Origin of the sequence: Actinomadura sp. BRA 177, assembly GCF_013372625.1 — a bacterium.
Lineage (GTDB): Bacteria > Actinomycetota > Actinomycetes > Streptosporangiales > Streptosporangiaceae > Spirillospora.
This window is the reverse complement of the sequence record NZ_JABXFD010000278.1, coordinates 1-26201: the sequence shown is the minus strand read 5'-3', so window position 1 is coordinate 26201 and position 26201 is coordinate 1. Positions and strand designations below refer to the sequence as shown.

The 26201-nt window shown below is 72.4% G+C and carries 17 protein-coding genes and 1 pseudogene; 6 read left to right on the top strand and 12 right to left on the bottom strand.

Annotated features, from left to right (window positions below):
* A partial coding sequence (locus HUX53_RS12350; RefSeq protein ID WP_176403310.1) for a hypothetical protein occupies positions 1-1921 on the bottom strand: 1921 nt, incomplete at its 3' end.
* A gap of 162 nt (positions 1922-2083) precedes the next feature.
* Here HUX53_RS12350 and HUX53_RS12345 point away from each other — a divergent pair.
* Both HUX53_RS12345 and HUX53_RS12340 read left to right on the top strand, forming a co-directional pair.
* Entirely contained in the window at positions 2084-4816 is a 2733-nt protein-coding gene (locus tag HUX53_RS12345) for an ATP-binding protein (protein WP_176403309.1), read from the top strand.
* Between the two features lie 26 nt (positions 4817-4842).
* A complete protein-coding gene (locus HUX53_RS12340; RefSeq protein WP_176403308.1) occupies positions 4843-5496 on the top strand; it encodes a DUF1361 domain-containing protein in 654 nt (217 codons plus the stop codon).
* 3 nt (positions 5497-5499) lie between these two features.
* Here the strand turns inward: HUX53_RS12340 and HUX53_RS12335 are convergent, their stop codons facing one another.
* The 7 genes and pseudogenes from HUX53_RS12335 to HUX53_RS12305 form a co-directional block, all read right to left on the bottom strand.
* A complete protein-coding gene (locus HUX53_RS12335) occupies positions 5500-5943 on the bottom strand; it encodes an OsmC family peroxiredoxin (RefSeq protein WP_176403307.1) in 444 nt (147 codons plus the stop codon).
* Between the two features lie 101 nt (positions 5944-6044).
* Positions 6045-6779 (bottom strand): maleylpyruvate isomerase family mycothiol-dependent enzyme, encoded by a 735-nt coding sequence (locus tag HUX53_RS12330; RefSeq protein ID WP_217919363.1) that lies wholly within the window; start codon positions 6777-6779, stop codon positions 6045-6047.
* Positions 6780-6826: 47 nt separating this feature from the next.
* Positions 6827-8041 (bottom strand): glycosyltransferase, encoded by a 1215-nt coding sequence (locus tag HUX53_RS12325; RefSeq protein WP_176403306.1) that lies wholly within the window; start codon positions 8039-8041, stop codon positions 6827-6829.
* A complete protein-coding gene (locus HUX53_RS43015; protein WP_369009191.1) occupies positions 8038-11076 on the bottom strand; it encodes an acyltransferase domain-containing protein in 3039 nt (1012 codons plus the stop codon). The genes HUX53_RS12325 and HUX53_RS43015 overlap by 4 nt, the downstream gene beginning before the upstream one ends.
* Positions 11071-12305: pseudogene (locus HUX53_RS43010) on the bottom strand (polyketide synthase); the annotation flags it as partial. The gene HUX53_RS43015 and the pseudogene HUX53_RS43010, both read right to left, overlap by 6 nt.
* Positions 12260-17683: a beta-ketoacyl synthase N-terminal-like domain-containing protein gene (locus HUX53_RS12310; RefSeq protein ID WP_217919362.1), complete on the bottom strand. Its 5424-nt coding sequence runs from the start codon at positions 17681-17683 to the stop codon at positions 12260-12262. The gene HUX53_RS12310 and the pseudogene HUX53_RS43010, both read right to left, overlap by 46 nt.
* Before the next feature lie 160 nt (positions 17684-17843).
* Positions 17844-18869 carry an alpha/beta fold hydrolase gene (locus tag HUX53_RS12305; protein ID WP_255205189.1) on the bottom strand — a complete coding sequence of 342 codons (1026 nt, stop codon included), beginning with the start codon at positions 18867-18869 and terminating at the stop codon, positions 17844-17846.
* A gap of 339 nt (positions 18870-19208) precedes the next feature.
* Here HUX53_RS12305 and HUX53_RS12300 point away from each other — a divergent pair, with 339 nt between their 5' ends.
* Positions 19209-20045 carry a hypothetical protein gene (locus HUX53_RS12300; protein WP_255205188.1) on the top strand — a complete coding sequence of 279 codons (837 nt, stop codon included), beginning with the start codon at positions 19209-19211 and terminating at the stop codon, positions 20043-20045.
* Here HUX53_RS12300 and HUX53_RS12295 read toward each other — a convergent pair.
* Together HUX53_RS12295 and glnII are read right to left on the bottom strand one after the other, a co-directional pair.
* The gene (locus tag HUX53_RS12295) at positions 20026-20658 is read right to left on the bottom strand and encodes a hypothetical protein (protein WP_176403303.1); all 633 of its coding nucleotides are present in this window, start codon (positions 20656-20658) and stop codon (positions 20026-20028) included. The two genes, HUX53_RS12300 and HUX53_RS12295, sit on opposite strands and share 20 nt — an antisense overlap.
* 146 nt (positions 20659-20804) lie before the next feature.
* Complete coding sequence (gene glnII / locus HUX53_RS12290; protein WP_176403302.1) at positions 20805-21818, bottom strand: glutamine synthetase GlnII; 1014 nt, start codon at positions 21816-21818, stop codon at positions 20805-20807.
* A 369-nt stretch (positions 21819-22187) separates the two neighbouring features.
* On the opposite strand from glnII, the gene HUX53_RS12285 reads away from it, so the two are divergent.
* Together HUX53_RS12285 and HUX53_RS12280 are read left to right on the top strand one after the other, a co-directional pair.
* Positions 22188-22724 (top strand): hypothetical protein, encoded by a 537-nt coding sequence (locus HUX53_RS12285; RefSeq protein WP_176403301.1) that lies wholly within the window; start codon positions 22188-22190, stop codon positions 22722-22724.
* 207 nt (positions 22725-22931) lie between these two features.
* The gene (locus HUX53_RS12280) at positions 22932-23999 is read left to right on the top strand and encodes a nitrous oxide reductase family maturation protein NosD (protein WP_176403300.1); all 1068 of its coding nucleotides are present in this window, start codon (positions 22932-22934) and stop codon (positions 23997-23999) included.
* Between the two features lie 61 nt (positions 24000-24060).
* Here HUX53_RS12280 and HUX53_RS12275 read toward each other — a convergent pair whose 3' ends face one another.
* Both HUX53_RS12275 and HUX53_RS12270 read right to left on the bottom strand, forming a co-directional pair.
* Complete coding sequence (locus HUX53_RS12275) at positions 24061-24486, bottom strand: hypothetical protein (protein WP_176403299.1); 426 nt, start codon at positions 24484-24486, stop codon at positions 24061-24063.
* A 109-nt stretch (positions 24487-24595) separates the two neighbouring features.
* The gene (locus HUX53_RS12270) at positions 24596-25576 is read right to left on the bottom strand and encodes a helix-turn-helix transcriptional regulator (RefSeq protein ID WP_176403298.1); all 981 of its coding nucleotides are present in this window, start codon (positions 25574-25576) and stop codon (positions 24596-24598) included.
* Between the two features lie 74 nt (positions 25577-25650).
* Between HUX53_RS12270 and HUX53_RS12265 the strand changes: the two genes are divergently transcribed.
* On the top strand, positions 25651-26112 hold the full coding sequence (locus HUX53_RS12265; RefSeq protein ID WP_176403297.1) for a hypothetical protein: 462 nt from the start codon (positions 25651-25653) through the stop codon (positions 26110-26112).
* The last annotated feature ends 89 nt before the right edge of the window (positions 26113-26201 follow it).

Below are 26201 nucleotides of genomic sequence, written 5' to 3'. Positions count from 1 at the left end.
GGTCCGGGAGGGGGCCGGTGGTGACGCGGTCCAGCGTGATGATCGCCGGGTCGCATTCGACGGGCGTGACGGTGCGGCCTCCGCCGGGCTGCGACTGGACGAGCAGCAGCGCGTGGTCCGGCAGGTGCTGCAGGGTGACCGGTTCGACGACGTACTCGTACACGCGCTGCGTGGTGTCGGCGTCGCTCCAGTTGGTGCCCTCGGCGTAGGCGTAGGCCGCCGACCAGTTCCGCGAGGTGGCGGTCGCGGTGCCCTCGGTGTCGCTCTGGCTGGTGGCGCCGCCCCGGTTCCGGCCGCGCTGGTTCGAGGTGGAGCGGTCGGGGAACAGCCCGAACATCTCGCCGCCCGAATAGCTGACGCCGGACGAGCGGCTCGTCCCCCAGTTGCGGGACGTGCCCGTGGTGCGGCTCGTGCTGCGGGTCTCCGAGTCGCCCTCGCCCTGCGTGTCGGTGGACGTGTGCGACTCGTTCCCGCCGACGTTCTTCGTGATCTGCGACAGGACGAACCGGTGGTCGCGGCCGATGAAGTCGGCGGCCCGCGCGGCGTCCTCATGGTTGCCGAGCCGCATGAACGCGACGGCGCCGCCGCCGATCAGCTCGGCGGACGTCTCGCGCAGCCGCCGGAACAGCAGGGTCAGCGGGACGCCGCGCCGCTCGCACGCGTCCGACAGCCGCTCCAGGTGGCGGCGGGCCAGCTCGTCCGCGCCGGCGACCACCAGCGCGGGCGTCGACTCCCACGACGCGGTGATCCGGTGCGTGACCCACTGGACGATCAGGTCGGTGAGCAGCTCGGAGCGCACGTTCCTGGCCTGGCTGTCGAGCGCGATGCAGGTCAGATACCCCGCGCCGTCCGTGGACGGCTCCGTGCCGAGGTTCTCCAACGGGTGGACGTACGACTCGATCCGCGACAGGTTCGCGTGCGCCTGACGCCGGTACTCCACGGTGAACAGCTCGCTCGCGATATGCCGCCGTTCGTCGCGCGTCAGGACGTCCCCATCGTCGGGCTCACCCATCAACACGCGCAGGGCAGCAGCGATCCGCGCGAGCGTGATGTCGTCGCCGAGCGCTCCGCACACCTTGGTCAGGATCCGGTCGTCCATGCTCCGCTCGGCGCGCGCGGCGTCGGGGGTGCCTCCGTGCATGGACTCCACGATCGCGTCCACGAGGTCCTGCGGCGACATGTCGGTCAGCAGGCTGGACGACGCCTGGCGGCTGGGCAGCAGCTGCGCGTCCACCCCCATCCAGGCGGCGCGGGCCAGTTCGACCAGTTCGCGGCTGACGACCTCCCGGGACAGGTCGAGCACCAGCAGCGGCTGGACGGCGAGGGTGGACGTCCCGTAGGTGGTGAGCAGCGCCTCCCAGGCCCACAGCGTCCCGCCGAACACGTCCAGGCGGCGGCCGGGCCGCGCGGCCGCGCCCCACTCGGGCAGCCCGTCGAGCCGCGTCCGTTCGGCGGCGTCGTGGGCCTGCTTCCGCGCGTGCCATTGCCGCGCCTGCTCCTGGTACCCGCCGGTGATCTGCTTCTGGGCCAGCTCGTGGGCCTGCCGTGCGCTCTGCCGCTGCCGGACGGCCCACCACGTCAGCACACCGCCCGGCGCCATCGCGATGAGGGCGAGGAACAGCGACCCGATCGAGAGGCTCGCCGAGGCGCCGGCCGAGCAGGCGGCGAACAGGACCAGGACGGCGGCGATGGCGGCGCTGACCGGGAGCGTCCGGCTCAGCCGGCGCTGGGCGGCCCGTTCGGTCTCGGTGACCCGGCGCGCCAGGTATTCGGGGAGCAGCTGCTGCCGCGGCGGCGCGTCGGGGAACGGGGTGAGGAACCACCAGCGGTCCCGGAACACCCATCCGATGCGGGGATCGGGGCTGAACAGCCGCTCGCGGCGTGACAGCAGCCCCCCGTGATCGACCGGTTCGCCCGTCACGACGCTGAACCCCCGCTCTGCTCGGGTGCCGACTCGATCGTCACGCTGCCGGCCGCGCGGCGATGCTGCGGACAACCCAAGCAGATTGACACGGAACTTGTCAGGCCCTCTGTCGCAAATCGGCCTTCACAAGGCGGCTCTTGCTCAATAGCCTGACTCACCATGGCGGGCGGGGCGGAGATGTGGGAGCTGGTGCGCGGCCTGCCGGTGTGCAGGCTGCTGGAGATGCCCCGTCCGGACCGGGCGGACGGCCGGGACGAGTGGCGCGACCAGCGGCTCGCCGCGCTCGTGTCGGCGTATTACGCGGGCGGCGAGCCGGTCCTCGTCGGCTGGCGGCGCGCGGCGGCGTTCGGGCCGACGGAGGTGTTCGTCGGCGGGTCCGGGCTGCTCGCCGACCAGAACGGGCGCACGGCGACGCTGAGCCTGCCGGCGGGCGGGCGCGGCCTGCTGCTCCCGGACGGCGTCACCGAAGAGTCGATGGCGCACTGGGTCGGCATCGGCGGCATCGCGGACGGCCTGCTCGTCGACGACCGCCTGCAGGAGGAGCCCGCCAGGCCGTCCCTGGAGGACGGTCTGCTCTCGGTGTGGATGCAGCCGTTCGCCTGGCTGCTGGTCGCCGAGCCCGTGGACCCGTCCGAGGCCGGACGTCTCGCCGACGACCTCGCCGACCGGCAGCAGCGCGCCCAGTCGATGGCGGAGATGTCGCCGGAGGAGTCGGTGACGGCCGTCCGGATGGAGCGCCGGCATCGCGAACTGCGCCAGTCGGCGACGTCCGGGCTGTGGCGGGTGCATCTGATGGCCGGGGCGGCGACGGCCGAGGCCGCCGCGCGGGTGGCGGCGCTGGTGTGCGCGTCGGCCGACCTGTCGCGGCTGCCGTACGCGCTGGTGCCGGGCGCGAAGGGGCCGTTCGAGGCGAGCACGCAGCTGGTGGCGGCGCTGGCGCGGCCGCCCGTCCGGGAGGTCGCCGGGGTCCGGTTCGCGATGCGGCCGGAGTTCGACGTGACGCCCGAGTCGGCGGACGCCGGGGTCCCGCTCGGCCGGGTCCTGGACCGCAACCGCCGCGAGGTCGGGGCGCTGGCGCTGCCGCTGCCCAGCCTGAACCGGCACACGTTCGTGTGCGGCGCGACCGGCGCCGGCAAGTCGCAGACGATCCGGTCGCTGCTCACCGCCGCGTCCGCCGCGGGGCTGCCGTGGCTGGTCGTGGAGCCGGCGAAGGCGGAGTACCGGCTGATGGCGTCGCGGCTGCCGGACGCGGAGGTCGTCGCGATCCGGCCGGGGGACGCGGAGGCGATCGCGGCCGGGATCAACCCGCTCGAACCGGCGCACGGCCCGGACGGGCGTCCGTTCCCGCTGCAGACCCACGCCGACCTCGTCCGCGCGCTGTTCCTCGCCGCGTTCGAGGCGGACGAGCCGTTCCCGCAGGTCCTGGCAGCGGCGCTGACCCGCTGCTACGAGCGGCTCGGCTGGGACCTGGCGCTCGGCGAGCCGGCCGTCCCGGGGACGTCGCCGCGCTACCCGACGCTCGCCGACCTGCAGTCCGTCGCCGAGGAGGTCGTGAACGACATCGGCTACGGGCAGGAGATCACCGACAACGTGCGCGGGTTCATCCGGGTGCGGCTGTCCAGCCTGCGGCTCGGCACGACGGGGCGGTTCTTCGAGGGCGGCCACCCGATCGACTTCGACGCGCTGCTCGCCCGCAACGTCGTGCTGGAGATCGAGGACGTCGGCGACGACCGCGACAAGGCGTTCCTGATGGGCACGGTCCTGGTCCGCTTGGTCGAGCACCTGCGGATGCGGCAGGGCGGAACGTCCGGCTTGCGGCATCTGAGCGTGTTCGAGGAGGCGCACCGGCTGCTGCGCCGCAGCGAGCAGGCGGGCCCGGCGTCGCACGCCGTGGAGACGTTCGCGAGCCTGCTCGCGGAGATCCGCGCGTACGGGGAGGGGCTGATCGTGGCGGAGCAGATCCCGTCCAAGCTCGTCCCGGACGTCATCAAGAACACCGCCGTCAAGATCGTCCACCGGCTGCCCGCGCAGGACGACCGGGACGCGGTCGGCGCCACCATGAACATCACCGAGGCGCAGTCGCAGTTCCTCGTCACGCTCACGCCCGGCGAGGGCGCGGTGTTCACCGACGGGATGGACTTCCCGCACCTGGTGCGCATACCGGACGGCTCGCCGCTGGAGCGGCCGGCGCCGCTCGCGTCCCCGGGCGTCCTGGTCACCCCCCGGAGCGGGACCTGCGGGACGGACTGCCGCGACTCCCCCTGCACCCTCCGCGACATGCGCACCGCCCAGCGCGTCGTGGCCGACCGTACGGACCTGGTGCTGTGGGCGGAACTGTCGGCCACCGCGCACCTGACCGGCTGGGGCTCCCCGGACCCGGTCCCGTCCGTCCTGGACGGGCTGCCGCGCCGGCTCCGCGACTGCGCGGTATCCCACGCCGTGGACGCGGCCGTCGCGTCCCGTGCCGCACCCCGCGAATTGGCCGACCACCTGATGGCGGTGTGGCACGGCGAGTCGTGCGCGGACGACGAGACGTCCTACTTCGCCCCCTCCTACCGCTGGTGCCTCGTCCTGGAGGAACTGCAGCGAACCCACAAGGCGACCCCTGAAGGCGGCCGCCATCGTCTCAGTGACAAATGGGAATCGCTCTACGGACGCGCCATTCCGGGTGGCACTCTCGCCGATCAGCTCAACAACGTGACCGCGTGGTGGAACCGCGACCAACGCGACCTCACCGCCCGTTCCCTCGCGGTCTGGGGGTCGGCCTCGGCGTTCGAAACCACGGTGGGCGCCGTCCGCGCGGACCCCGACTGGCCCGACCGCCTCCGCGAGGCCACGTCCCGTCTCAGCGCCTCGGAGGGCCTGCTCGGGGCATTTCATACGACCGATTAGACGACGCCTCATGCACCATGGAAGGCATGGGGATTCTGGAGCAGGTGGCACCGAACCTTATCGACGTCCTCCGCCGCGACGCCTGGTGGATGGGCTGGAACACCTTCCTGGCCTGGATTCCGGTCGGCCTCGCATTCCTGCTCTTCCGCGGGCACCGCGTTTCCCGGTCGCCTTTCTGGTGGACGGGCCTGGCGCTGTTCGTCCTCTTCCTGCCGAATGCGCCCTATGTCGTCACCGACCTGGTCCATCTGCGCCGCGACATCGTCCTCGCGGATCACGGCGGCCCCGTGGTGACGGCGATCCTCCCCGTCTACGCCCTGCTCATCGCCTCGGGATTCCTCGCCTACTACCTGTCGCTGGCCGCCGCGACCCGCCACCTCACCCGGCTCGGCCTCGGCGCCTGGAACGGCCGCGTCACCGTGGCCGCGCACGCCCTCTGCGCCGTCGGCATCTTCCTCGGCCGCTGGGCCCGCCTGAACAGCTGGGAGCCCGTCGCCGACCCGCACGCCACCATCGAGCGGATCGTCGTCCACCTGACCTGGACGTGGGCGCCGGTGCTGATCGTGGGCACCTTCCTCGTCACCTGGGTGTGCCATTTCATGACGAAGGCCATCGCCGAGGCCTCGTTCGACGCCACCCTGAAGAACGCCCGCCGCCTGCACACGACGCTCACGTCCTGAAAGTCAGTCCTTGACGAGCTCGGCCTCGACGCTGATCTTCGCCCCGGCGAAGAGCCGCGACACCGGGCACAGCTCAGCCGCCTCGTCCACCGCCGTCTGGAAGCCGGCCGCGTCGAGCTCGGGCACCTTCCCCTTGACGTGCAGCGCCGACGACACGATGGTCGGCACGCCGTCCACCTCGTCGAGCGTCACGGTCGCGGCGACGGTGAGCCGCTCGGGCCGCGCCTTGTGCTCGCCGAGCCGCAGCGCGAGCGCCATCACGAAGCAGGACGAGTGCGCGGCCGCGGCCAGCTCCTCGGGACTCGTCAGCCCGTCCGGCCGGACGGTCCGCGCGTCCCAGCTCACCGGCAGCCCGGTAAAGGCCCCGGTCTCACCGCTCAGCGTGCCACTGCCCTTGGCGAGGCTCCCCTCCCAGATGGTCTCCGCCGTCCGCTCAGCGATCGCCATGTCCGTCTCCTTCCGTGGCCGGACGCGGGTTTTTCCCGCACCCCACCTATTTTTACTGCCCCTCTTGTAAAAAACACAAGCGCCGCAGGACGAGCGACCCTCTAGGCGGCGTAGTTGCGGAGGAGGCGGAGGGCGTCGGTGGCGTGCGGGCCTTCGGCGGTCAGGGTGGTCTGGGCCGGGGTCAGGCGGCGGGCGCCTACGCGGCAGAAGTCGGCGGCCGGGCCGGTGATGCGGGACGGTGCGGACGGGTCGCCGAACGTCCAGTGCGTCCCGTCCGGGGCGGTCAGGTCGCAGTGGACGGGCGCGTCCGGAAGGCCCTCGACGGAGAACGCGTAGGGCAGCGTGCGGTGGGCCAGCCAGGCGATGTGCCGGAGTCGGGCCGTGTCCGGATAGTCGATGCCCAGCGGGACGGCGATGTCCTGGGCGTGGGCCCAGTGTTCGGCGATCCGGGTCGTGGCGAGCGTGCGGGGGGATAGGGACGTCCTCACCCAGGACATGCGGATGCCCGGCGGCTGGGTACGCAGGAGTTCGGTAGTGGCGAAGGCGGTCTTGCGCCAGCGCGCCAGCAGGTCGGACGGCGGCATGCCGCGCTCGGCGGCGACCATGTCCGCGACCACGTCGTCCACGGTGCGGCCGGTGGAGGAGAGGAAGGGCGTGCCGTCCCCGATGGCCGGGTCGCTGATCACCTCGTTGGTCTGCGCCAGGTGCAGGACGACGTCGGAGACGGTCCAGCCTTCCGCGCCGGAGGGGTGCGCCCACTGCTCGGGCGTCAGGGACGCCAGCATCGCGTCCAGCTGGTGATACTCCGCGTTCAGGTCATCGAAGACGTCCACCATGCGGCCACGATACCGAATCGGATTCGGTTTGCTCTGTCCACAGGTGGTCAGGTGAGCTTCTCCAGGCGGTCGGCGGCCTCGGCGGGGCCTCCGGCGGAGGCGAAGGAGGTTCGGGCGGACTCGGCGGCGGTGCGGTGCGGGCCGTCGGTGAGGACGGTGGTGAGGGCCGTGCGGAGTTCGTCCGGGCGGGCGTCTTCGAAGGCGACGGGGATGCCGACGCCGGCGGCCGCCACGCGGTGGGCGATGACCGGCTGGTCGTCCCGGATGGGGGCCACCACCAGCGGAAGGCCTCGGGAGAGGGACTCGCAGACCGTGGCGTGACCGCCGTGGCAGACGACGGCGGAGAGGCGTTCCAGGAGCTTGTGCCGGGGGACGCGCTCGCGGACGAGGACGTTCGGGGGCGCGGTCATGGGCGGCGCCACGAAGATCGCCTGGACGTCCAGGTCGGCGACGGCCTCGGCGGTGGCCTCGAAGAACCGGGTGGCGGACGCCCCGGAGACGCGGCCGAGGGAGACGAGGACGGCGGGGCGGCCGTCCAGCCACTCCCACGGGAACGCGCACGGGGCGGGGCGGCCCGAGACCGGGCCGACGAAGGCGAAATGGTCCGGGAAGAACGAGGTGTCGCCGACCAGTGCCGAGGTGGAGAAGATCAGGGTGAGGTGGTCGGAGAAGCGGACGTCGAGCAGGTCCTCGATGCCGTGGTCGAGCTGGAAGTCGCCGATGTGGTCGCGGATCTCCTGCTCGGCCTCCGGGTGGTCGGCGAGCGGCCGGGTGAACTCGGCGGGCGAGGCGGCGGACGTGGCCCAGGGGATCTCGCGGTGCCGGGCCGCGACGGGCGCGGCGAGGACGAACTGGTCCGCGACCACCGCGTCCGGGTGGAACCGGTCGATGGCCTGCTCGACGCCCGGCATCATCGCGTGGCCCAGCGGGACGAGGAAGTCCTCCCACAGGAAGCGGACGGCGTCGAGGCCGCGCAGTTCCAGCCAGCGGTCGCGGGCCGTCCCGAAGTCGTCCCCGGCGCTGAAGATGCGGGAGCCGGGCCGCAGCAGGGGCTCCAGGAACGGGCGGTGCCCCGTCCAGGCGACCTTGTGGCCGCGGCGGGCGAGTTCGGCGGCGACCGCGGCCGTCGGGGCGACGTGCCCGGTGAGCGGCGGGACCGCGAACAGGAAGCGGCGTTCCGGTGTCCGCACCCGCTGGATTCCGGGGTCGCCGAGGATCGACGGGACCTGGACGCGACGGGCGCTCGCGCGGCGCTGGGTCATACTCGGCTTTCCTCCATGTCGGTTCCGCCGGACGCGGTCGTCCAGGCGACGACGTGTCCGTCGAGTTCGCGTGTCCGCACTGTGGTGACCGTGCCGTCGGCGGCGATGAGGAGCCGTTCGGCGTCGGCGACGGTCACGACCAGTTCGGCACGCTCCGTTTTCATCGACTGCAATACCGCCTGCTTGGCCGCGCGCACTCGTGCGTTGTTCTCGTTGACGGCGAGCCCGATTCCGGCCGGATCGTGACCGGGACGCACCAGGGCCACGCCCAGTTCTCCGTCGGAAGCGATCGAGACGGTCAAGGGCTCGTCGAAGGGTCCGGTCACGGTCGGCCCCTCGTGGATGGTGAGTTCCGCAGGGAACAGGGGGCCGTGGCCGTTGCGCCATAGGTGGTCTCGGACGGCGTCCTTGGCCGCGATCCGTCCGAGCAGCCATGGCCCTTGCGCGACCGGTGGGAGTGCGTCGTACTCGGCACGCTCTTCGGCACAGAGGTACTGGCGCATCAACAGGTCACGGGAAGCGGTACCGTCCCACCGTTTGCGGGCCACCGTCCAGTTGCCGGGCTGGGGCTCCCCCGTTCCCGACACCTCGGGTGTGAACTTCATCCGCCAGAGGGCTTCGTCGGTGTAGAAGCGGTGCGTGGTCCAGCCGTCGATGCGTGCCCACACCGTTCCGTTCTCGTGGAGCATCTCCGCCGAGCAGCGCATGGTCGTGTCCGTCAGGGACTGGTTCCAGATGGTCGTCTCCAGTCGTTCCCCAGCGGACGGCAACGGCCCGTACAGCAGGACCCGTTCGATCCCCACTGGGAACACCGTCTGGTTGGTGTCGCCGTAGACCTGAATCCAGTGCGCGCAGAGTTGCCCTGCGCTGTCCATGAGCGCGCCCGGCGTGGGCAACGCGGTCAGGACGGCGTGCACACCGTCCTCCGCCAGGGCCGTGATCTCGCTGATGCCGCGGAAGAGCGGGCCGTGGAACATCCAGCGTTCTTCATACAGCCGCTCAGCGGTGACGATGGGCGGGCCCTCGATCGTGAGCGGTGTGCGGTCCGGGGCGGGCGGCATGGGGTAGTGCTCAGCGAGCAGGACCGTCCCGTCCGCGTAGTCCGGAATGACGACCTTCACCCTGCGCGGACGGTCGCCGTCGTCGACGAGGTAGGCGCGGATGTCGACGGTCGTCGGCGGATTGGCCACCAGCCACCGGACGGTGCGGACGTCCTCGAATCCGACGACGACCATGTCGGGCAGCAGTTCGCGTGCCGTCCCGGCCATGACCTCCACCAGCGTGGCCAGCGGGACGATCGGGAACCTGTCCGACAGGTCGGGCCAGCCGGGGGCTTGCGGGACCAGGCAGTGGTCGGCCAGCTGCGGCATCGCCTCGACGGAGAAGACGCGGGAGACGCTCAGCTCGGCGGCCTCCGGCGACTCCCCCGCCACCACACCCGACGACCCGCCCCCGAGCGCCTCCAGGACGGACTGCGCCCCGGTCGTCGCGTCGTTGAGCAGCGCCTCCAGCTCCGCCAGGACGGGATCGTCCGCCGGCAGCGCGGGAACGCCGGGCGTGAGGGTGATCGGCTCCACCGCCCCGTCCAGCCTGACCAGCGGCGTGCCGAGGTCGAGCCGCATGCCGGCGGCGGGCGCGGGCGGCGTGGAGGCGCCGTAGCCCTCCGCCCACAGCGCGGCCACGACCCGCCGCAGTTGTGCCATCCCGTCCCGTTTCGGCACGTTGACGGCCATCGCGAGGTGCTCGCGGTCGCCGAGCCGGTCGGCGACGAACCCGGTCAGCCCGCCGGGCCCGACCTGCACGAACGCCCGCACGTGCGCCGTGCCGTACAGCTCCTCGATCAGCTCGCTGAACCGAACGGGTTCGAGCAGGTGCCGGACGGCGAGGTCGCGGACCGCCTCCGCCCCGCGCGGGAACGGCGCCGCCGTCGACGCCGACCACAGCGGAACGCGCGGATCACGCATTTCCAGCGCCTCGAACGAGTGCCGCACCTGCTTCTCGAACGCCTCGGCGAGTGGCGTGTGGAAACCCGTCCGGAACGGCAGTTCGGTGCCGAGGACGCCCTCGGACGCGAGCCGTCCCAGAATCTCCCGGACCGCCTCCGCCTGGCCGCAGATCACCGACTGGTGCGGGCAGTTGTCATGGCTGACGACGACCCCGGACCCCGCCGCCGCGGCCTCCTGCGCCTGCGCCGCGCCGCAGCCGAGCGCCGCGTACACGACATCGGGCACATCGAGCGCGGCCGCGTCGAGTTCCTGGATGAGCGCGCCCGCGTCGCACATCCCGGCGACGGCCATGGCCGTCCATTCGCCGAGGCTGTGGCCTGCCATGACGTCCGCTTCGACGCCCAGCTCGGCGAGCGCGGCGGCCAGCAGGCGCCCGGTGTGCAAGACGTCGGCGGCATGGCCGAGCAGGTCGGTGCGGCCGGTGAGCCCGGGATCCGGCATCCCGAAGTGCTCGGCGACGTCGGTGACGCGCGGGTCGAAGGCGGGCTCGAATCCGGGGAACAGGAACGCCAGCCGTCCGCCGTCGGCGAGCAGCGGCCGGGGCGAGAACCACACGTCGCTGCGCCCCCGCCAGGCGGTTCCGCGCTGGACGACGGCCCGCGCCAGATCGAGCCTGCGCGGGGTAGGGCCGACGATGGCGAGTCGGCATGGAAGGTCGGGAACGTCCTCGGAAGCTTGCGCCAGAAGTTGTTCGTCAGAAACGGCCAGGATCTCAGCCAATTCGTCGGTCGTGCGGGCGGCCAGGCGCAGCACCGCCTCGCCGTCCTGCGGCGTGTCGAGCCTCCGCCTCCGGGCCCGCCGGACGCCGGACGCCGGCGGCTCCTGCAGGACGAGATGCGCGTTGGCGCCACCGAACCCGAACGCGTTGACCACCGCCCGCCGCGGGCCGCCGTGCCGCTCCCATTCGGCGGCCTCCCGGACGAGCCGCAGCCTGCCGTCCGCCAGCGCCGGATGCGGGTCGTCCGCGTGCAGCGTCGGCGGCAGCACGCCGTCGCGCAGCGCGAACGCGGCCTTGATCAGCCCGGCCATCCCGGCAGCGGGCATCGCATGCCCGATCATCGACTTGACGGTGCCGAGCCCGACCGGCGGGCCGCCCGCGCCGAGCACGCGGCGCAGCGTCGCCAGCTCCGCCTCGTCGCCCGCCGGGGTGCCGGGCCGTGCGCCTCGACGAGCCCGACCGCGCCGGGCGCCGCCGGGTCGAGGCCGGCGTCCCGCCAGGCGCGCTCGACCGCGAGGACCTGCCCGTCCACCAGCGGGCTCATGATGCTCGCGGCGCGCCCGTCGCTGGACGACCCGGCGCCGAGAATGACCGCGTGGATCCGGTCGCCGGCGCGCTCGGCGTCCGACAGCCGCTTCAGCAGGATCATCCCGGTGCCCTCGGCGAGGAGCGTCCCGTCGGCCGCCCGGTCGAACGGGCGGATCGTCTCGCTGGGGCTCAGCGCGCGCAGCTGGCTGAACACGCTCCAGAGCGTGGCGTGGTGCGCGTGGTGGACGGCCCCGGCCAGCATCGCGTCGGCCTGCCCGCCGCGCAGCGCCCGCACGGCGTGCTCGACCGCCAGCAGCGACGACGCGCACGCCGCGTCGAGGGTGTAGGCGGGGCCGTGCAGGTCGAACGTGCCCGCGATGCGGGACGCGGCGAGGCTCGGCACCAGCCCGATCGGCGCGTCGGCGCCGTCCGGGCCCAGCCGCTCGCAGAACGCCCGGCGGATCTCCGCCAGCCGCTCCCGCCCGAGGTCCGGCATCAGCTCGGCGAGAATGCCGGTGACCTGGTGGGACGTCCTGACGCGCTGGTCGTAACGGGCCACGCCGGGCGTGATGTAGCCGCCGCGCCCGATGACCACGCCGATCCTGGACCGGTCGGGCAGCCGCTCGTCGCCGCCCGCGTCCGCGATCGCGTCCCCGGCGGTGCGCAGCGCGAGCAGCTGGTCGGGCTCCATGCCCCGCACCGCCGCCGGCAGGATCCCGAACCGGGCCGGGTCGAACGTGGCCAGCTCGTCGACGAACCCGCCGCGCCGGCAGTAGAACCGGTCGCTCTCCGGGGCGCGCGCGTAGGCGTCCGGGTCGTAGTAGAGCGCGGGGTCCCAGCGTCCGGGCGGCACCTCGCTGATCGCGTCGAACCCGGCGAGGACGTTGCGCCACAGCTCGGCCGCCGACCCGGCGCCCGGGAACACCGCCCCGGCGCCGACGATCGCGATCGGCTCGCGGTCCGCGTTCACCGGACTTCTCCGGTCAGCACGACGTGCGCCTCGTCCCCGCATGCGATCTCCCGCAGCAGCGCCGCCGCGGCGGCGTCCGGATCGACCAGGCCGTCCGGCCCGAGGCCGGCGACGAGCACCCGCCCCCGCAGCCGCCTGCGCCAGACGTGCGCGAGCGTTCCGCACGCGTCGTCGGCCGCCGCGTCACCGGCCTGCCCCTGGTCGTGGACGCCCGCGAGACCGCACAGGACGGCGAAGAACCCCACGTCCGGCATGACCGTTTGGGCCAATGCGGAGGCGCTGTCCACCTTTGCCCGATAGGCGTCTCCGAGCGACTCGGGCATTTCGCCGCCGGCGGTGTGGATCACGCCGTCCAGACGCCGGTGGGCCATCTGGACGTTCTCGGCGACATTTCGGACGGCCTGCGCATCCCGCGCATCACCCGCGTGATACCGGACGGACGCCGCGTGCTCTTCCAGGGCGTCCGGTATGTCCTGTGTGCGTCCCATGAGCTCGATGTGGCACCCGCTCGTCCGGGCCAGCTCCAGGGCCGCCCGCACGATGACCTCGTGCTCGCCCCCGGTCAGCAGGACGACCCCGTCCGGCCCGAGCTTCGGGACGCCCTCACCCTGCGGCGGCTCGGAGGGCAGCAGTTGCAGCCCGCGCCGCCTACCGCCCTCGTGTGCGACGACAACAGGAGCCTCGGCGGTCAGCAGCTCGGCCATGATCCGCCGGGCGATCGCCCGCGGGGTGTCCTTGGTGTCCAGGTCCAGTGCCCGGACGAGCGCCTCGGGGTACTCGTGCGCGAGCATCCGGGCCAGGCCCCGCAGGCCCGCCTCCGGTGCCGGATCGCCGATACCGCCGCGGAAGCCGTGCCCGAACGTCCCGCCCGCGAGGACGAGCCACCGCAGCTCGCCGGACAGTGCCCGTCCGATTCCCGCGAACGCCGAGGGCAGCACGCTCTTCGCCGCCGGCCGCAGGGCCGCCAGATGGACGAGCCCGTCGCAGGGGCCGTCCACGTCCTGCGGTGTCCGCACCTCCGCGCCGTGCCGTTCGAGCAGGTCACCGAGTTCGAGCGCGATGCCGCATCCGTCGTCCACCACAACGAACCGCCGTCCGGCGAAGGCCGTCCCCGACTCGGGCGGCATCGGCAGCGGGTCGAGGTCCATCATCCGCGGAATCCGCCGCACCACCCGGCGGGCGACCCGCACCTCGGGACGCGGCCACACCTGCCGGTCGGGCCGCCGCATCCGGGGCACGACCTGCGCGGGCTCCTCCTCCACCACGGCGGTCGCGACCTCCTGAACGGCCGGGACGGGGCCGCCGGACAGGGCCGCGCTCCGCACGTGGGCACTCGGCCGGTTCTGCGGCGGGACGCTGGGACGCGGCGACGCGGCGGGCGGATCCGGGACGGGCGCTGCCAGATGCCGGAGGACGACCTCGCGCTGGGCCGCGATGACCTCCCGGCTCGTGCGCAGGTACTCCAGCACGGCGGGATCGGCCGGGCGCACACTCGCGACACGCTTCGGCGGACGGAGCGCACCGACCGGGTACTCACCACCGGCGGTACGGACGGAATGCCCGCTGACCAGCCAACCGGGCGTGACGCGAACACCAGTGACCATGTGGGCGTCCCGCCCGGCGAAGAGAGGCAGCGGATCAACCGGAACACCCGCGGCACTCAGCTCAGCAAGCGCGCGCAACAGCGCCACCAGGCCGTTCTCACCGGGATCGGCGCAGCTCACAGCGGTATGCGGCCGGTCGCCGAGGATCGTGCCGGCGAGATCGGTCAGGGCGCGTCCGGGACCCACCTCCACGAACGTCCGGGCGCCCGCCTCGTACATCGCCTCGATCTGCTCGGCGAGCGGGACGGGCACGGCGGGCCCCGCGGCCAGATCGGCCGGCTCCGTCTCGTAGGGCCGGTCGGTCGTGTCGGCCCAGACCGGAAAGGCGGGCGAACGCAGGTCGCGCCCGAGCAGATCGGCGCGGGACGGGACCACACCGCCCGCGCTGATCTCGATCATGTCGGTGTCGTCGATCACGCCGGCGGCGCACAGCGCGGCGAGCTCGCCGTGACCGTGCCCTGCGGCAAGATCCGGATGGACGCCCACAGCGGTCAGCAACCGGTGGACGGCCAACCCCGCGATGCCCGCATACCGACCACCGGCCAGACGCAGCAGCCGCTGAAGCCGGGGAAAGGCGACGAAAAGATCGGCGACCGTGCCGGGCCGCACGGCCTCGTCCGGGAAAAGGAACGCGACCTGCCCCGCCTCGCATGCCCCGATGTGAACACCCGGCACCGGCCGGAACTCCGCAGCGAGCGCGAGCTTGTCCCGGAGATCGTCCACCCCGGAGGCCACGAACGCCACCTGCACCGGCCCTGCGCCCGAGGCCGCCGTCCGCGCAAGATCGCGCAGCCGTCCCTCGCCGATCAGCCGCGACAGCCGATCGATCTCGGCGCGTGCACCGGCCCAGTCGTCCCCACGGATCAGGAACAGCTCCGCAGGCCACTCGGCCAGCCCCGACACCGGTTCAGGCGCACCCCCGTAACCGGAGAGGACGGCATGAAACCGCGTCCCGCCGAACCCGGACTCGCCCACCCCACCAAACCGCTCACCGGGACGCACCACCCAAGGCCGAGCCTCCGACATTCCGGGAAGCACGCCCGTGTGCAGCGCATACGCGGTCTTGATCAGCCCCGCCACACCCCGGATGTGCCCGCTCTCAACCAGCTCAACGGACGACGGTGAGACCCCGGCGCGCTCATGGGCACGTTCCAAGGCGAGCCCGCCGCCGGCCCCGGCCACCGACTTGACCACTGCGTAAATCCTGTCGCCGTCACGCTCAGCGTCCGCAAGCCGCTTGAGGACGAGACACGCGACCCCCTCACCGTCCGCAGGGTCATGGACAATGCCGCGCAGCTCGGCACCCCCGCAGAGCACCATGGCACTGGAGCCCGTCACAAGCTCCTTGCAGGCGGCATCAAGTGCGGCAAGGACCGTGGCACCGACAGTGCACGCACCGCCACCAAGGCCAAGCCCCTCGGCAATCCGCGCGGCAACCCCGCCAGCGAGCACACCGTCGAGCGACTCCCCGTCAGGCCGCGGAAGCTGCTCGTCCAGCCCGGCCGGAAGCTCCCCAAAGTAGCCCGGAAGCGTCGCCCGAAGCCCATAAGCAGCACCAAGGTCACCGCCTCCCTCAGCGGCAAAGAACACCGAGGCCCGCGACCGCTCAAACGGCCGGTCACCATAACCGGCGTCCCGCAACGCACGCCCCGCAACCTCAAGCGAAAGAAGCTGCATCGCATCGATCCCACCGATCGCCTCATCCGAGATGCCATACGCCGCTGCATCAAACGGAACATCCGGAACGAGACCACCCGTTTTAGGCGGTGTCCCAGGCTCGCTGACCGAATCGACACCGCACGCAGGCATGTCGAGCGGAATATCCCGGACGAGACTGCCCGGCCTCGGCGGCGTCTCAGGCCCGCTGAGCGAATCGACGCCGTGCGCTTCCGTGTCGAATGGGATGTCCGGGACGAGACCGGCCCGCTTTGGCGGTGTGTTGGTCTCGCTGCGGACGGTGTTCGCCCAGTAGGTGTCTGTGTCGGGGGCGTTTGGGAAGACGCAGGCCAGGCCGATGATCGCGATGTCGGCTGGGCGCGCGGGCTCGGCGGGCTGGTGGGGGGTTATGCCGAGTTCGGCGGCGCGGGCGGCCAGGAAGGCGGTTGCGCCGGAGGTTACCTGGGCGTGCAGGGCGGCGATTCCGGTTCTGGTCGAGCGCAGCGCCGCTACCTGGCCCATCGCGTACATGCCTTCGGAGCGTTGGCGGACGGGGTCGACCGGTGTGTCGAGGCGCAGGCCCCGGCTCGCCAGGTGCAGGCGGCCGAGGTTCAGCTTGTCCAGGCGGCGGCGCACCTCGTGCTCCGGCGTCCCGTCCTGTTCCAGTTCGCGGCGGGTCTCCTCGAACGTCCCCACGTAGGGGGTGCGGGCGCAGCGGATCGCTTGGCCCGGCGCCGTCTCCAGCAGGGCGGTGCCCTCGCAGGCGAGCGCGACGTCCTGGAAGCCGGGCACGATCGCGCCCGCCGCGACCGCCTCCGGCGTGAACAGGTACGCGGTGCCCATCAGGACGCGGACGTCGGCGCCGCGATCGGCCAGCGGCCCGGCCAGCGCGGCGACCATCGCGGCGGACCGCTCGTCGTGGACGCCGCCCGCGAACATCACCGACAGCCCGGCGGCGTCGCCGAACGCCATCAGCCGTTCGACCTGCGCGTCCCAGAGCGGGAGGCTCGCGCGCGGTCCGGCGGGGCCGCCGCCCTCCCGGCCTGCGAAGACGAACTTCCGCGCGCCCTCGTCGAGGAGGCGGCCGAGCAGTTCCGGGGAGGGGACGTGCAGGTACGCGCTGATCCCGGCGTCCTCCAGCGACGCCGCCTCTGCCGGACGGCCCGCGCCGATGATCGCGTATGGGGGGCGGGCGGCCGAGACGGCGGCGAGTTGCTCCTCGCGCAGGTCCGGCGGGCCGCTCAGGATCGCGGCGCCCCAGGGGCGGTCGCCGAGCCGGTCGGCGGTCTCGCCGAGCAGCGCCCGCGCCTGGCCGCCGTCCATCGAGCCGAGTGCCAGGAACGGCAGGCCGCCTTCCTGGGCGACCGCGCCCGCGAACGCCGAGCGGTCGCTGACCTGCGTCATCGGCCCCTGCACGACGACCGGGTCGGGACGTGGCGCCAGCGGCTCGGCCCGGAGTGCGGCGCGGAGGTGCGCGACGATCTGCTCGCGGACGGCCTGGACCACTCCCCCGGCCGTCTTGTACCGGCGGGCGAGCGCCATGGCAGGCGCATCAAGCAGGTCCATTTCCCGGACGCACGCGAGTTGCTCGTCCAGCACGATTCCGGCCGCGCCACCGGCGACCGCCGCCGCGGCCGAGTGCGGGCCGATGCCGCCGGCCGCGTATACCGGGACGTCGATGTCCCCCAAAAGCCGCTGGAGCAGGACGTAAGTGGTCAGATCGCCGCGTCCCCGCGCGATGAGCCCCACCTCGTCGGTCAGGCCACGCCCGACACGGATGGCGGGAGCCGCATCACCAGGGTCCGAGACCTCGATCAGCAGGCGGCGCCCGCGGACGATCCCGGCGATGTCGAGCCAGTCGTCCGACGCGAGTGCGGGGGCGTCCACGACGACGGTGCGGGCGGTCGGCGGGATCTCCGCCGGGCGGACGCCGCATCCGGGCGGGACGCGGACACCGAACGGGCCCGTCCACCAGCGGTGCACGTCGGCGAGGGCGGCGAGGGCGGGCCCCCGGTCGGTGCCCAGGTCGAGTACGCCGGTCCCTCCCGCGCGCGCGACGGCCACCGTGAGGTGGGGCACCGGACGGCCGGACGCGGCCATCCCGATGATCTCCCCGGGGTGCCCCCGGGACATGCCGTATTCGCCCGTGTCCGCCGTCATGCTTTGCCCCCCGACGTCCCGTGCGCCACCAACGGTGCGCCACACTACGGTCGGCGACATGTTGATTACCGAGACGACACACCAGCGGGCGTGTTGATGGCGGGACCGCAAAGGAGATTGGAACGTCCCTTGGCGTGCGGAAAACCCGCGAGGATCCGGATCAGCCGGGGACGGCGGCCCGCTGGGCGCGGATCCCGTGCCGGACGATGCCCTCGTCGAGCCACCGGTCGAGGTGCCGCCAGGTGGTCGATCGGGCCTCGCGGCCGGTCAGCACGCCGAGGTGGCCGCCGGACGCGATCTCGAACCGCACCTGCGGCGCCCCGCCCAGCAGGGCGAGCAGCGGCCGGACGGCCGGGACGGGCGCGAACCCGTCGCCGCGTCCCGCGACGGCCAGCACCGGCACGCCGATCCGGCCGAGATCCACTGTGCGGCCGCCGATCCGCACGCCGCCGCGCAGCAGCGCGCCGCCGTCCAGAATGGACCGGTAAATTCGCTGTACGGCGTGCCCCGGATAAGCGATCATCATGTGCCGGAAATGATCCACGGCCTCGATCTGCGCAAGGAAATCGGCGTTGTCGAGATGGGTCAGTATTGTGCCGGGCCGCAGCACGTACCTGTCCATGCCGGCCCGGTTCGCCGGCGGCGGGACGAGCCGCGCCGCGGTCGCGTCCACCGGCGCGGCGACGGCCGCGACCGATGCGATCGGCAGGCCGGGATCGTCGGCGGCGGCCAGCAGCGCGAGGATCCCGCCGAGGCACCAGCCGACGAGCTGGACGGGCTGGCCGCCCGCGTCCCGGCTGACCGTCCGGATCACCTCCGGCAGCACGTCCCCGAGCCAGCGCCGAACGCCCAGGTCAGGGTCGTCGTCGCAGCCGGTCGTCCCCGGGTCGAGCAGGTAGCTGCGGCGGCCGGCGCGGACGACGTGCTCGGCGAGGCTGCACCCGCGGCGCAGGTCGTAGCAGCGCGCCGGCACGCCCGGCGGCGGGACGAACAGGACCGGCGGCCCGGCCGGCACCACCCCCTCGGGCGGCCGGTAGCGGTACACCGCCCGGCCCGGCGCATCGCCGATCGGCACCGCCGGCATCGGGCGCAGATCGGCGATCCGGCCGGACACGGCCAGCCGGAGGAGATTGGACGTCGCGTCTCGCAGGCCGCGCGGGGAGAGGATCATTTCGTCATTATCCATCCGCATTCGTCGGTACCAGCGGGAGCGCATTGACCAAAGGCGGCCGCCGCCGTCCAGGCCATTCATACACTGGTCACCGCCCCCCGGAAATCACCCGGGTGTGAAGCCTGCGTGAATTCGGCTTGACAGCGCGGGCCGGAGGTGGCCTCGTGAGAATCTCGCGCGGGGTCGCGACATGGCGCATAATGACGATCACAGTCCGTGGCGACCGGAGGCGGCCCGGACCCCGTGCGGGCCGCCCCCGAAAGCCGCCCCCTTCTTCTCGTCCCCGCGCCGGTTCGACGGCGGCATCGGGGGGACGGATCAGGTGGAACGCCGACGGACGAGGCGGAGGTGGCGATGCCGGACCCGCACCTGACGGATCCTCACCTGACGGAGGTCGGCTGGACGGCGTCCGCGCTGCGGCTCGCCGGCCGGTTCGAACCCGGCGGCGCCGTCCCCGAGATCGAACTGCTGCTGCACGAGCAGGGTGCGGGCGAGCAGCTGCGCGTGCCCGCCGGCACCGCGGTCCGCGACGGCACCGTCACGTTCGAGGCGGAGGTGGACGTCGCGTCCATCGTGGGCGGGCGGCCGCTGCCCGGCGGGCTCTGGGACGTCGACCTGGTGATCGGCGTGCCGCCGTCGCGCAGCGTCGTCCCGCTGGGGCACGCCCCGGGCATGGACGCGTCGCCGCAGCGGCGGTTCCTGCCCGGCTCCGTCACGGTCATCGCCTACTTCGACACCGACGGCGCCCTCAAGATCGACGTCGGCGGGCGCCCGCACTCCGCCGGATCGGCCCGCGCCGACGAGACGAACTGGAACGAGCGGCGCGCCGAGATCATCGTCGCCGGGCACCTCGACCTGCGGGAGATCAGCATGCCGATCTCCGGGACGCTGCTGCTGTCGCAGTCCCGCTCGGACCGCACGTTCGAGGTCATCGCCATGCTGGAGGAGCGTCCCGGCCGGCTCTGCTACACCGCCGCCGTCCCGGTGACGCGGGCGTTCATCGACGATCCGCTGCCGCGCGGGACCTGGGACGTCTCCCTCTGCCTCGGCTTCTCCGGGATGCACCGCGAGCTGCGGCTCCTCGCCCCCGACGAGCCGGTGGACGTGCAGGTGTGGCGGCGGCTGCGGCACGTGCGGGTGACGTCCTCGGCCGCGCCGGCCCCGCTGACCATCACCGTCGGGCGCGCCTGAACGGCCCGTCCCACGGGAACTGCCGGGAGGCGCCCACCACCGCCGACAGCAGCACGACCACGGCCGTCCCGCCGATCAGGTTGATGCCGGACGTGGCCAGCGCCGCGTCCAGCGGGCCGTGCATCGCCAGCGGCAGGACGGTCAGCAGGAAGACGGCGATCGCGCCGATGCACGCGAACGCCCGGACGGGACGCGCGGCCGTCGCGAGCAGCAGGTGCATCAGCGCGGTCGCCTGGATCGTCGCGGCCGTCGCGCACAGCGCGTAGCTGGTCGCGGCGGGCGCCGCGGCGGTGTGCCCGCCCGCGAACACCGGGACCTCCACGCCGAACATCGTGCGCAGCGCCATCACCGCGCCGAACGCGAGCCCGCCGCCGACCAGCGACGCGGAGATCCCCGTCCACCACAGCTGGCGCAGCGGCGGCCCGGACTCGGCGGCGATCTCCTCGTGCAGCGCGACGAAGTCCTCGTACCGCTTCGGCGGCGCCTCCACCGGGCGGCGCCGCTGCGCCGTGGAGGGACACCGGAACGAGCGTTCCCAGGGCCGTGGCGCAGGACGGCCGGCGTGCCTGCCGGGCAGGCCGCCGGGGTACCGCCCCGATGGCGAGTCGGGCATGTTCCCTCCCCCGGGTGCGAACGTAGATGTGCTACCCGACCCCGATGGGGGAACTCGCCCAAGCTCGACAATTTGCAGATGTTTGGCCACGTACCCCGGCATGCCGACGCCCCCGGGGGGACGTCCGGGGGCGTCGTCTCGTCCGGTCAGACCTGGCCGGCCCGCTCCAGCGCCGCGCAGCAGGTGCCGGTGATCAGCCGGGTCACCGTGTACGGGTCGACGTTGGCGTTCGGGCGGCGGTCCTCGATGTAGCCCTTCTTGTCCACCTCGGCCTGCCACGGGATGCGCACCGACGCGCCGCGGTCCGACACGCCGTAGCTGAACGTGCTCCAGGCGGCCGTCTCGTGCATCCCGGTCAGCCGGCGCTCGATGTCGGCGCCGTAGTTCGCGACGTGCTCGTCCGCCTTCTCTGCGAGCGCCTCGCACGCCGTGATGATCGGGTCGTAGCCTTCGCGCATGGCCTTGGTCGAGAAGTTGGTGTGCGCGCCGGCGCCGTTCCAGTCGCCCTCCACCGGCTTCGGGTCGAGGGTCGCGGACACGTCGAAGTCCTCGGCGATGCGGTACAGCAGCCAGCGCGCGACCCACATGTGGTCGGCGACCTCGAGCGGGCCCGCCGGGCCGATCTGGAACTCCCACTGCCCCGGCATGACCTCCGCGTTGATGCCGGAGATCTTCAGGCCGGCGTCCAGGCACGCGTCCATGTGCCGCTCGACGATGTCGCGCCCGAACACCTCGTCGGAGCCCACGCCGCAGTAGTAGAAGCCCTGCGGGGCCGGGTAGCCGCGCTCGGGGAAACCGAGCGGCCGGCCGTCCTTGAAGAACGTGTACTCCTGCTCGATCCCGTACCAGGATTCCTGGTCGGCGTACTGCTCGGCGATCGGACGCAGCTTGGCGCGCTCGTTGGTCTCGTGGGGGGTCCCGTCCACGAGGAAGACCTCGCACAGGACGAGCTTGTGGTTCCCGCCCCGGATGGGGTCGGGGCACGAGAAGACCGGCCTCAGCACGCAGTCCGAGTGGTCGCCGGGCGCCTGGTTGGTGCTGGACCCGTCGAAGCTCCAGTCCGGCAGAGCGGCCCCGTCGGCGAGGATCCTCGTCTTCGACCGCAGCCGCGCGGTCGGCTCGGTGCCGTCGATCCAGATGTACTCGGCCTTGTAGCTCAACGTCGGTCCTCTCGTCTCTGCCTGGCCTCACGGGTTCGGCCCTACAGAACGTGCCAACCGGGCATTTCGCATCTGTTGCCCGTATGTGAACGCCATGTAACACGCCACCTGACCTGCGGAGACCTGCGTCACACCCCGCCTGGGCCGTGCGGCCGCCGGGACGGCCGACGCACGAGCGGTCCATTTCGTTTACCGGAGCCGGAAGATTGGCACGAACCGGCCATTTCCTGCGGCCTTTTCACCTCGTGACCAGGGAGGAACATAAACGATCATACACGTCACAGAACGTAGCGTGTACCGGCAAAGGGCCCGGGTAAGGCAGAAACCCTCTCAGCATCAGACGCACTATCGAAAAGGAGGAATGCGTCTATGAAAAGGGTTGCCTTCAGCCTGTCCGCGCTCGTGGTGGCGCTGCTGACCGCGCTCGCGTTCAGCGTCGTGCCGGCCTCGGCCCGGCAGGCCGCGGCACCGGCCCCGCTCGACAGCGTCCCGGTGACGGGGACCGCCGCCGACGGATCGACCTTCACCGGCACGGTGGTGCCGACCGCCTTCACCACGCAGGACCGGCAGCTGCTGCTCGGCGGCACGCTGAACGGGACGATGCGTGACGCGTCCGGCGCCACCACCGGCACCGTCACCGACGCGCCGGTCTCGCTTCCGGTCGCGCTGCCCTCCGGCGCCTGCCCGATCCTGCACCTGACCCTCGGCCCGCTGGACCTGAACCTCCTCGGCCTGGCGGTGCACCTGGACCGGGTGGTCCTGGACATCACCGCGATCTCCGGCCCCGGGAACCTCCTGGGCAACCTGCTGTGCGCCATCGCCGGCATTCTCGACGGTCCCGGCGACCTGGGCGCGCTGCCCGCCCTCATCGCGCAGCTGAACGCACTTCTCGGCCTGGGCCGATAATCGCTCCCGACCAGATCCCACCCCCGTCCGGCCGCGTCCCCGAGTTTCCCGGGACGCGGCCGGACGGCGATTGCCGCAATGCCCCCCGATTGTTTACTCCATCGGCACCGGCAGATTACGTCGCCCGTTCCAAGATGATCGAGGAATGCCGTCCGGCGCGAGCCGCGACGGCTCCTTGTCCAGAAGAAACAGAACGGGGGAAAACGGATGAGGCGTATTTTCTCGGCCTCGCTCGGCACGGTCGTCGTGCTGGCGGGGCTCGCCTCCGTGGCACCGGCGAGCCAGGCGGCCGGCGGCGGGAAGGGCGGGCGCACCCACGTCGTCCTGCCCGGCCACTCGATCCAGGCGGCCGTCGACCGCGCCAGACCCGGCGACACCATCCGGCTCAAGGCGGGCCGCTACGAGGGCGGCGTCCTCGTCCGCAAGCGCCTCACCATCCGGGGCGCCGGCAACAAGACGGTCGTCCTGCCGGGGCACCACGACCACTGCGCGAAGGCCAAGGCGCCCGGCATGGGCTTCTGCGTCGTCGGCCGGGCGAAGCACCCCGTCAAGGGCGTGACGATCCGGAACCTGAGCGTGCAGAAATTCAAGGGCAACGGCGTGTTCGGCATCTACACCGACCGCTTCACCGTGATGGCCGTCGTCGCCAAGAAGAACGGCGAATACGGCATCGCGGGGTACCGTTCCACCCGCGGCCGCTTCGTCTGGAACTGGGCCCTCGACAACGATGAGGACGCCGGCCTCTACGTCGGCGACACCGCCAATGCGCACGGGACCGAGGTCGCCTGGAACCATTCCTACGGCAACACGCTCGGCGTCCTCGTCCGGCACGCGCACCACGTCAACGTCCACGACAACGCCATCACCGGCAACTGCGTAGGCGTCGCCCTCATCGACGACGGCCAGAAGGGCGGCCAGGGCCACAACAACGTCTGGAAGAACAAGGTCTACAAGAACAACCGGACCTGCGCCGCGCACGGCCCCGTCCCGGCGCTCGGCGGCACCGGGATCCTGTTCTTCGGCGGCGACCGCAACACGGTCAAGAAGAACGTCGTCAAGCACAACCGGGGCAAACTGCCCTACTCCGGCGGCATCGTCCTGTTCCCGGGCGTGGCCCCGGCGCACGGGCACGCCCGTCCGGCCCGCCACAACCTGATCAAGGCCAACACCGTCCGCGGCAACGCGCCGTACGACCTGGTGAACAAGAGCGGCAGCAAGACCAACCGCTTCAGCCACAACAAGTGCCGCACCTCGAAGCCGCGCGGCCTCTGCTGACCACGGCGAACCCCCTGATCCATCCGGGACCAGGGGGTTCACCTCCGTGAATCGGGCCGGTTCAGGCCGCCCGTCCGCACACCTGGCGCATCCGCGGAGCCACCCTGGCGAGCGCGTCGGCGATCGTCAGGTTCTCGCCCCAGGGGCCGATCAGCATGTTGAAGTCACCCCAGGCGGCAAGGTAGGCGGCACGGCCATAGGCCACCCGGTCCAGGGCGTCGCTCTCTTCGGGATAGATCGTGATCACCTTGGGCGCACCGGTCTTGACATCCTGCCCGTACCGGACCAGCACCCGGGTCACCGCCTGTTCGCACTGCTGAGCGGGCGTGCGGACCTGCGCGGCACCAAGAGCGTCGAGGGACGCCCCGGCCACCGCGTCACCGCCGCGATCGCCCTGCAACTCCTGCCGGACGGCGAACGCCAACGTGATCATGACGATGACCGTGAACACCGCCCCGGCGGCCACGAGCACACGCTTCTGACTCATCGATTCCCACCCAAGATCAGCCGCGCGCCTTGTGTCTCGCCGCTGGAGCGGGAGGAGATCTTACTCCCGTCGGCCGGAGTCCCGCCACGAAGGCGCCCGGAGGCCGCGATCAACCGCGTCCCTCGCGGGAAGTCAGCGAAGGACCGCCGCGCAGGAATCGTTCACCGAGCGGGGTCAGCGCGTGATGCACCGTCTTGCCGCGGCGTTCGCTGGTGATGAGGCCGGCGCCGCGGAGGGCGGTGGCGTGCTGGGACGCGGACGCCGCGCTGACGCCGAGCCGGGCCGCCAGCGCCCCGGTCGTCAGTTCCCCGTCCGCGCCGACCAGTTGGATCACGGCCGCACGCGTCCGGCCGAACACCTGCGGCAGGGCGGCGTGGCTCGTACCGCTGAGCGGACGTGACGCGGGGAGCACCACGGTCGCTGGGCTGTCCTCCGCGATCAGGACGCGCGGTCCCGTGACGAACGGCGAGGGCATGAACACGATCCCGCGCCCCTGGAGCCGGACGTCACCGTCGCACAGCGTGTCGACCTCCAGAACCGGGGACGTCCAGCGGATCGCGGCATGCAGGCTCCCCAGCAGGCCACCGACTCCGTGGTCGGCCATCGTCCGGGCATGGCTGGCCGCTTCGGCGTCCAGGTGGGCGCTCAGTTCGGACCACACGTCCGCCAGCGCGGCTCGATGGAAATCGCGGAGCCCGCAGATCAACGCCCGCATGGTCTCCCGCTCACCGGCCGCGAGGCGCGGCAGCCACGAAACGGGCGGACGGGGGCCATGCGATCGTTCCAGTTCGGCGCGGATCCGCCGAACAGACGTCGAGGCGACGGTGTCGAGTTCCGCTTCGAGCCCCGGCACGCGCGTGTACGGCGTCAGGAAGTCGGGAAGCCAGCGTCCGGGCGGCACCAGGTCGAGCAGCAGGCGGGACGAGCCGGTGAGCCGGGCACGCGTCCGCGGTCGCCAGGGGCCGGGAACGGGCACGGGCCCGGTCCCGCGCAGGGCCTGCGCGCTGAGGACGGTCTGGGCGATCGGCGAGAGGCCGGGGATGATGCGGATCCGGGCGAGGTCCTCGTAATCGAGCCAGAGCCGCAGCATGACCGGAATCTACGACATTTCAGCTATTTCCAAAATCATTGCGCCGCGCTCGGGGCCTCATGGAAGGTGCGGCCATGAGCCGACTCCGCCTGTTCCGCCACACCGTCCCGCTGATGCTGGTCGCCGCCATGGTCGCGGTCGCACCGCCCGCCCGAGCCGGGACGAACGTCCACGAGGGGAGCATCGACGGGGCCCCGTACCGCGTCGAGGTCCCGAGCCACTGGAACGGGACGCTGCTCCTGTGGAGCCACGGCGCGTACAGCTTGGAGTTCCCGGCGCCTTCGGAGATCGCGCTGACGAACCACCCGGCGACGAAACAGTGGCTCCTCGATCACGGCTACGCGCTGGCGGCCTCGCAATACCGGACGGCACGCGGCTGGGGCGTCGTGGAGTCCGGCCTGAAGGACCAGATCGGCCTGCTCGACTGGTTCACCGCGAACATCGGCAAGCCCCGGCGCACCATCTCGGCAGGCGCATCAGCCGGCGGCCTCGTCGCAGCCCTCTGTGTCAGGCTCAGGTGGGACACAAGGGGATGAAGTTCCCTAACTGATGTGAACAGGGCGAGAACGGGTACTGAGCAGAGTGACGATGACCAGCCACGATCTTCCTTCCGGTGACGGGCCGC

Coding starts and splice junctions, on each gene's coding strand:
- HUX53_RS43015 (WP_369009191.1), bottom strand. CDS start 11,076: ATGGCCGGGCTGATCAAGGCCGCGTTCGCGCTGCGCGACGGCGTGCTG.
- HUX53_RS12330 (WP_217919363.1), bottom strand. CDS start 6,779: ATGGTGGACGTCTTCGATGACCTGAACGCGGAGTATCACCAGCTGGAC.
- HUX53_RS12345 (WP_176403309.1), top strand. CDS start 2,084: ATGGCGGGCGGGGCGGAGATGTGGGAGCTGGTGCGCGGCCTGCCGGTG.
- HUX53_RS12335 (WP_176403307.1), bottom strand. CDS start 5,943: ATGGCGATCGCTGAGCGGACGGCGGAGACCATCTGGGAGGGGAGCCTC.
- HUX53_RS12270 (WP_176403298.1), bottom strand. CDS start 25,576: ATGCTGCGGCTCTGGCTCGATTACGAGGACCTCGCCCGGATCCGCATC.
- HUX53_RS12275 (WP_176403299.1), bottom strand. CDS start 24,486: ATGAGTCAGAAGCGTGTGCTCGTGGCCGCCGGGGCGGTGTTCACGGTC.
- HUX53_RS12325 (WP_176403306.1), bottom strand. CDS start 8,041: ATGACCCAGCGCCGCGCGAGCGCCCGTCGCGTCCAGGTCCCGTCGATC.
- HUX53_RS12295 (WP_176403303.1), bottom strand. CDS start 20,658: ATGCCCGACTCGCCATCGGGGCGGTACCCCGGCGGCCTGCCCGGCAGG.
- HUX53_RS12280 (WP_176403300.1), top strand. CDS start 22,932: ATGAGGCGTATTTTCTCGGCCTCGCTCGGCACGGTCGTCGTGCTGGCG.
- HUX53_RS12265 (WP_176403297.1), top strand. CDS start 25,651: ATGAGCCGACTCCGCCTGTTCCGCCACACCGTCCCGCTGATGCTGGTC.
- HUX53_RS12305 (WP_255205189.1), bottom strand. CDS start 18,869: ATGGATAATGACGAAATGATCCTCTCCCCGCGCGGCCTGCGAGACGCG.
- HUX53_RS12300 (WP_255205188.1), top strand. CDS start 19,209: ATGCCGGACCCGCACCTGACGGATCCTCACCTGACGGAGGTCGGCTGG.
- HUX53_RS12340 (WP_176403308.1), top strand. CDS start 4,843: ATGGGGATTCTGGAGCAGGTGGCACCGAACCTTATCGACGTCCTCCGC.
- HUX53_RS12310 (WP_217919362.1), bottom strand. CDS start 17,683: ATGACGGCGGACACGGGCGAATACGGCATGTCCCGGGGGCACCCCGGG.
- HUX53_RS12285 (WP_176403301.1), top strand. CDS start 22,188: ATGAAAAGGGTTGCCTTCAGCCTGTCCGCGCTCGTGGTGGCGCTGCTG.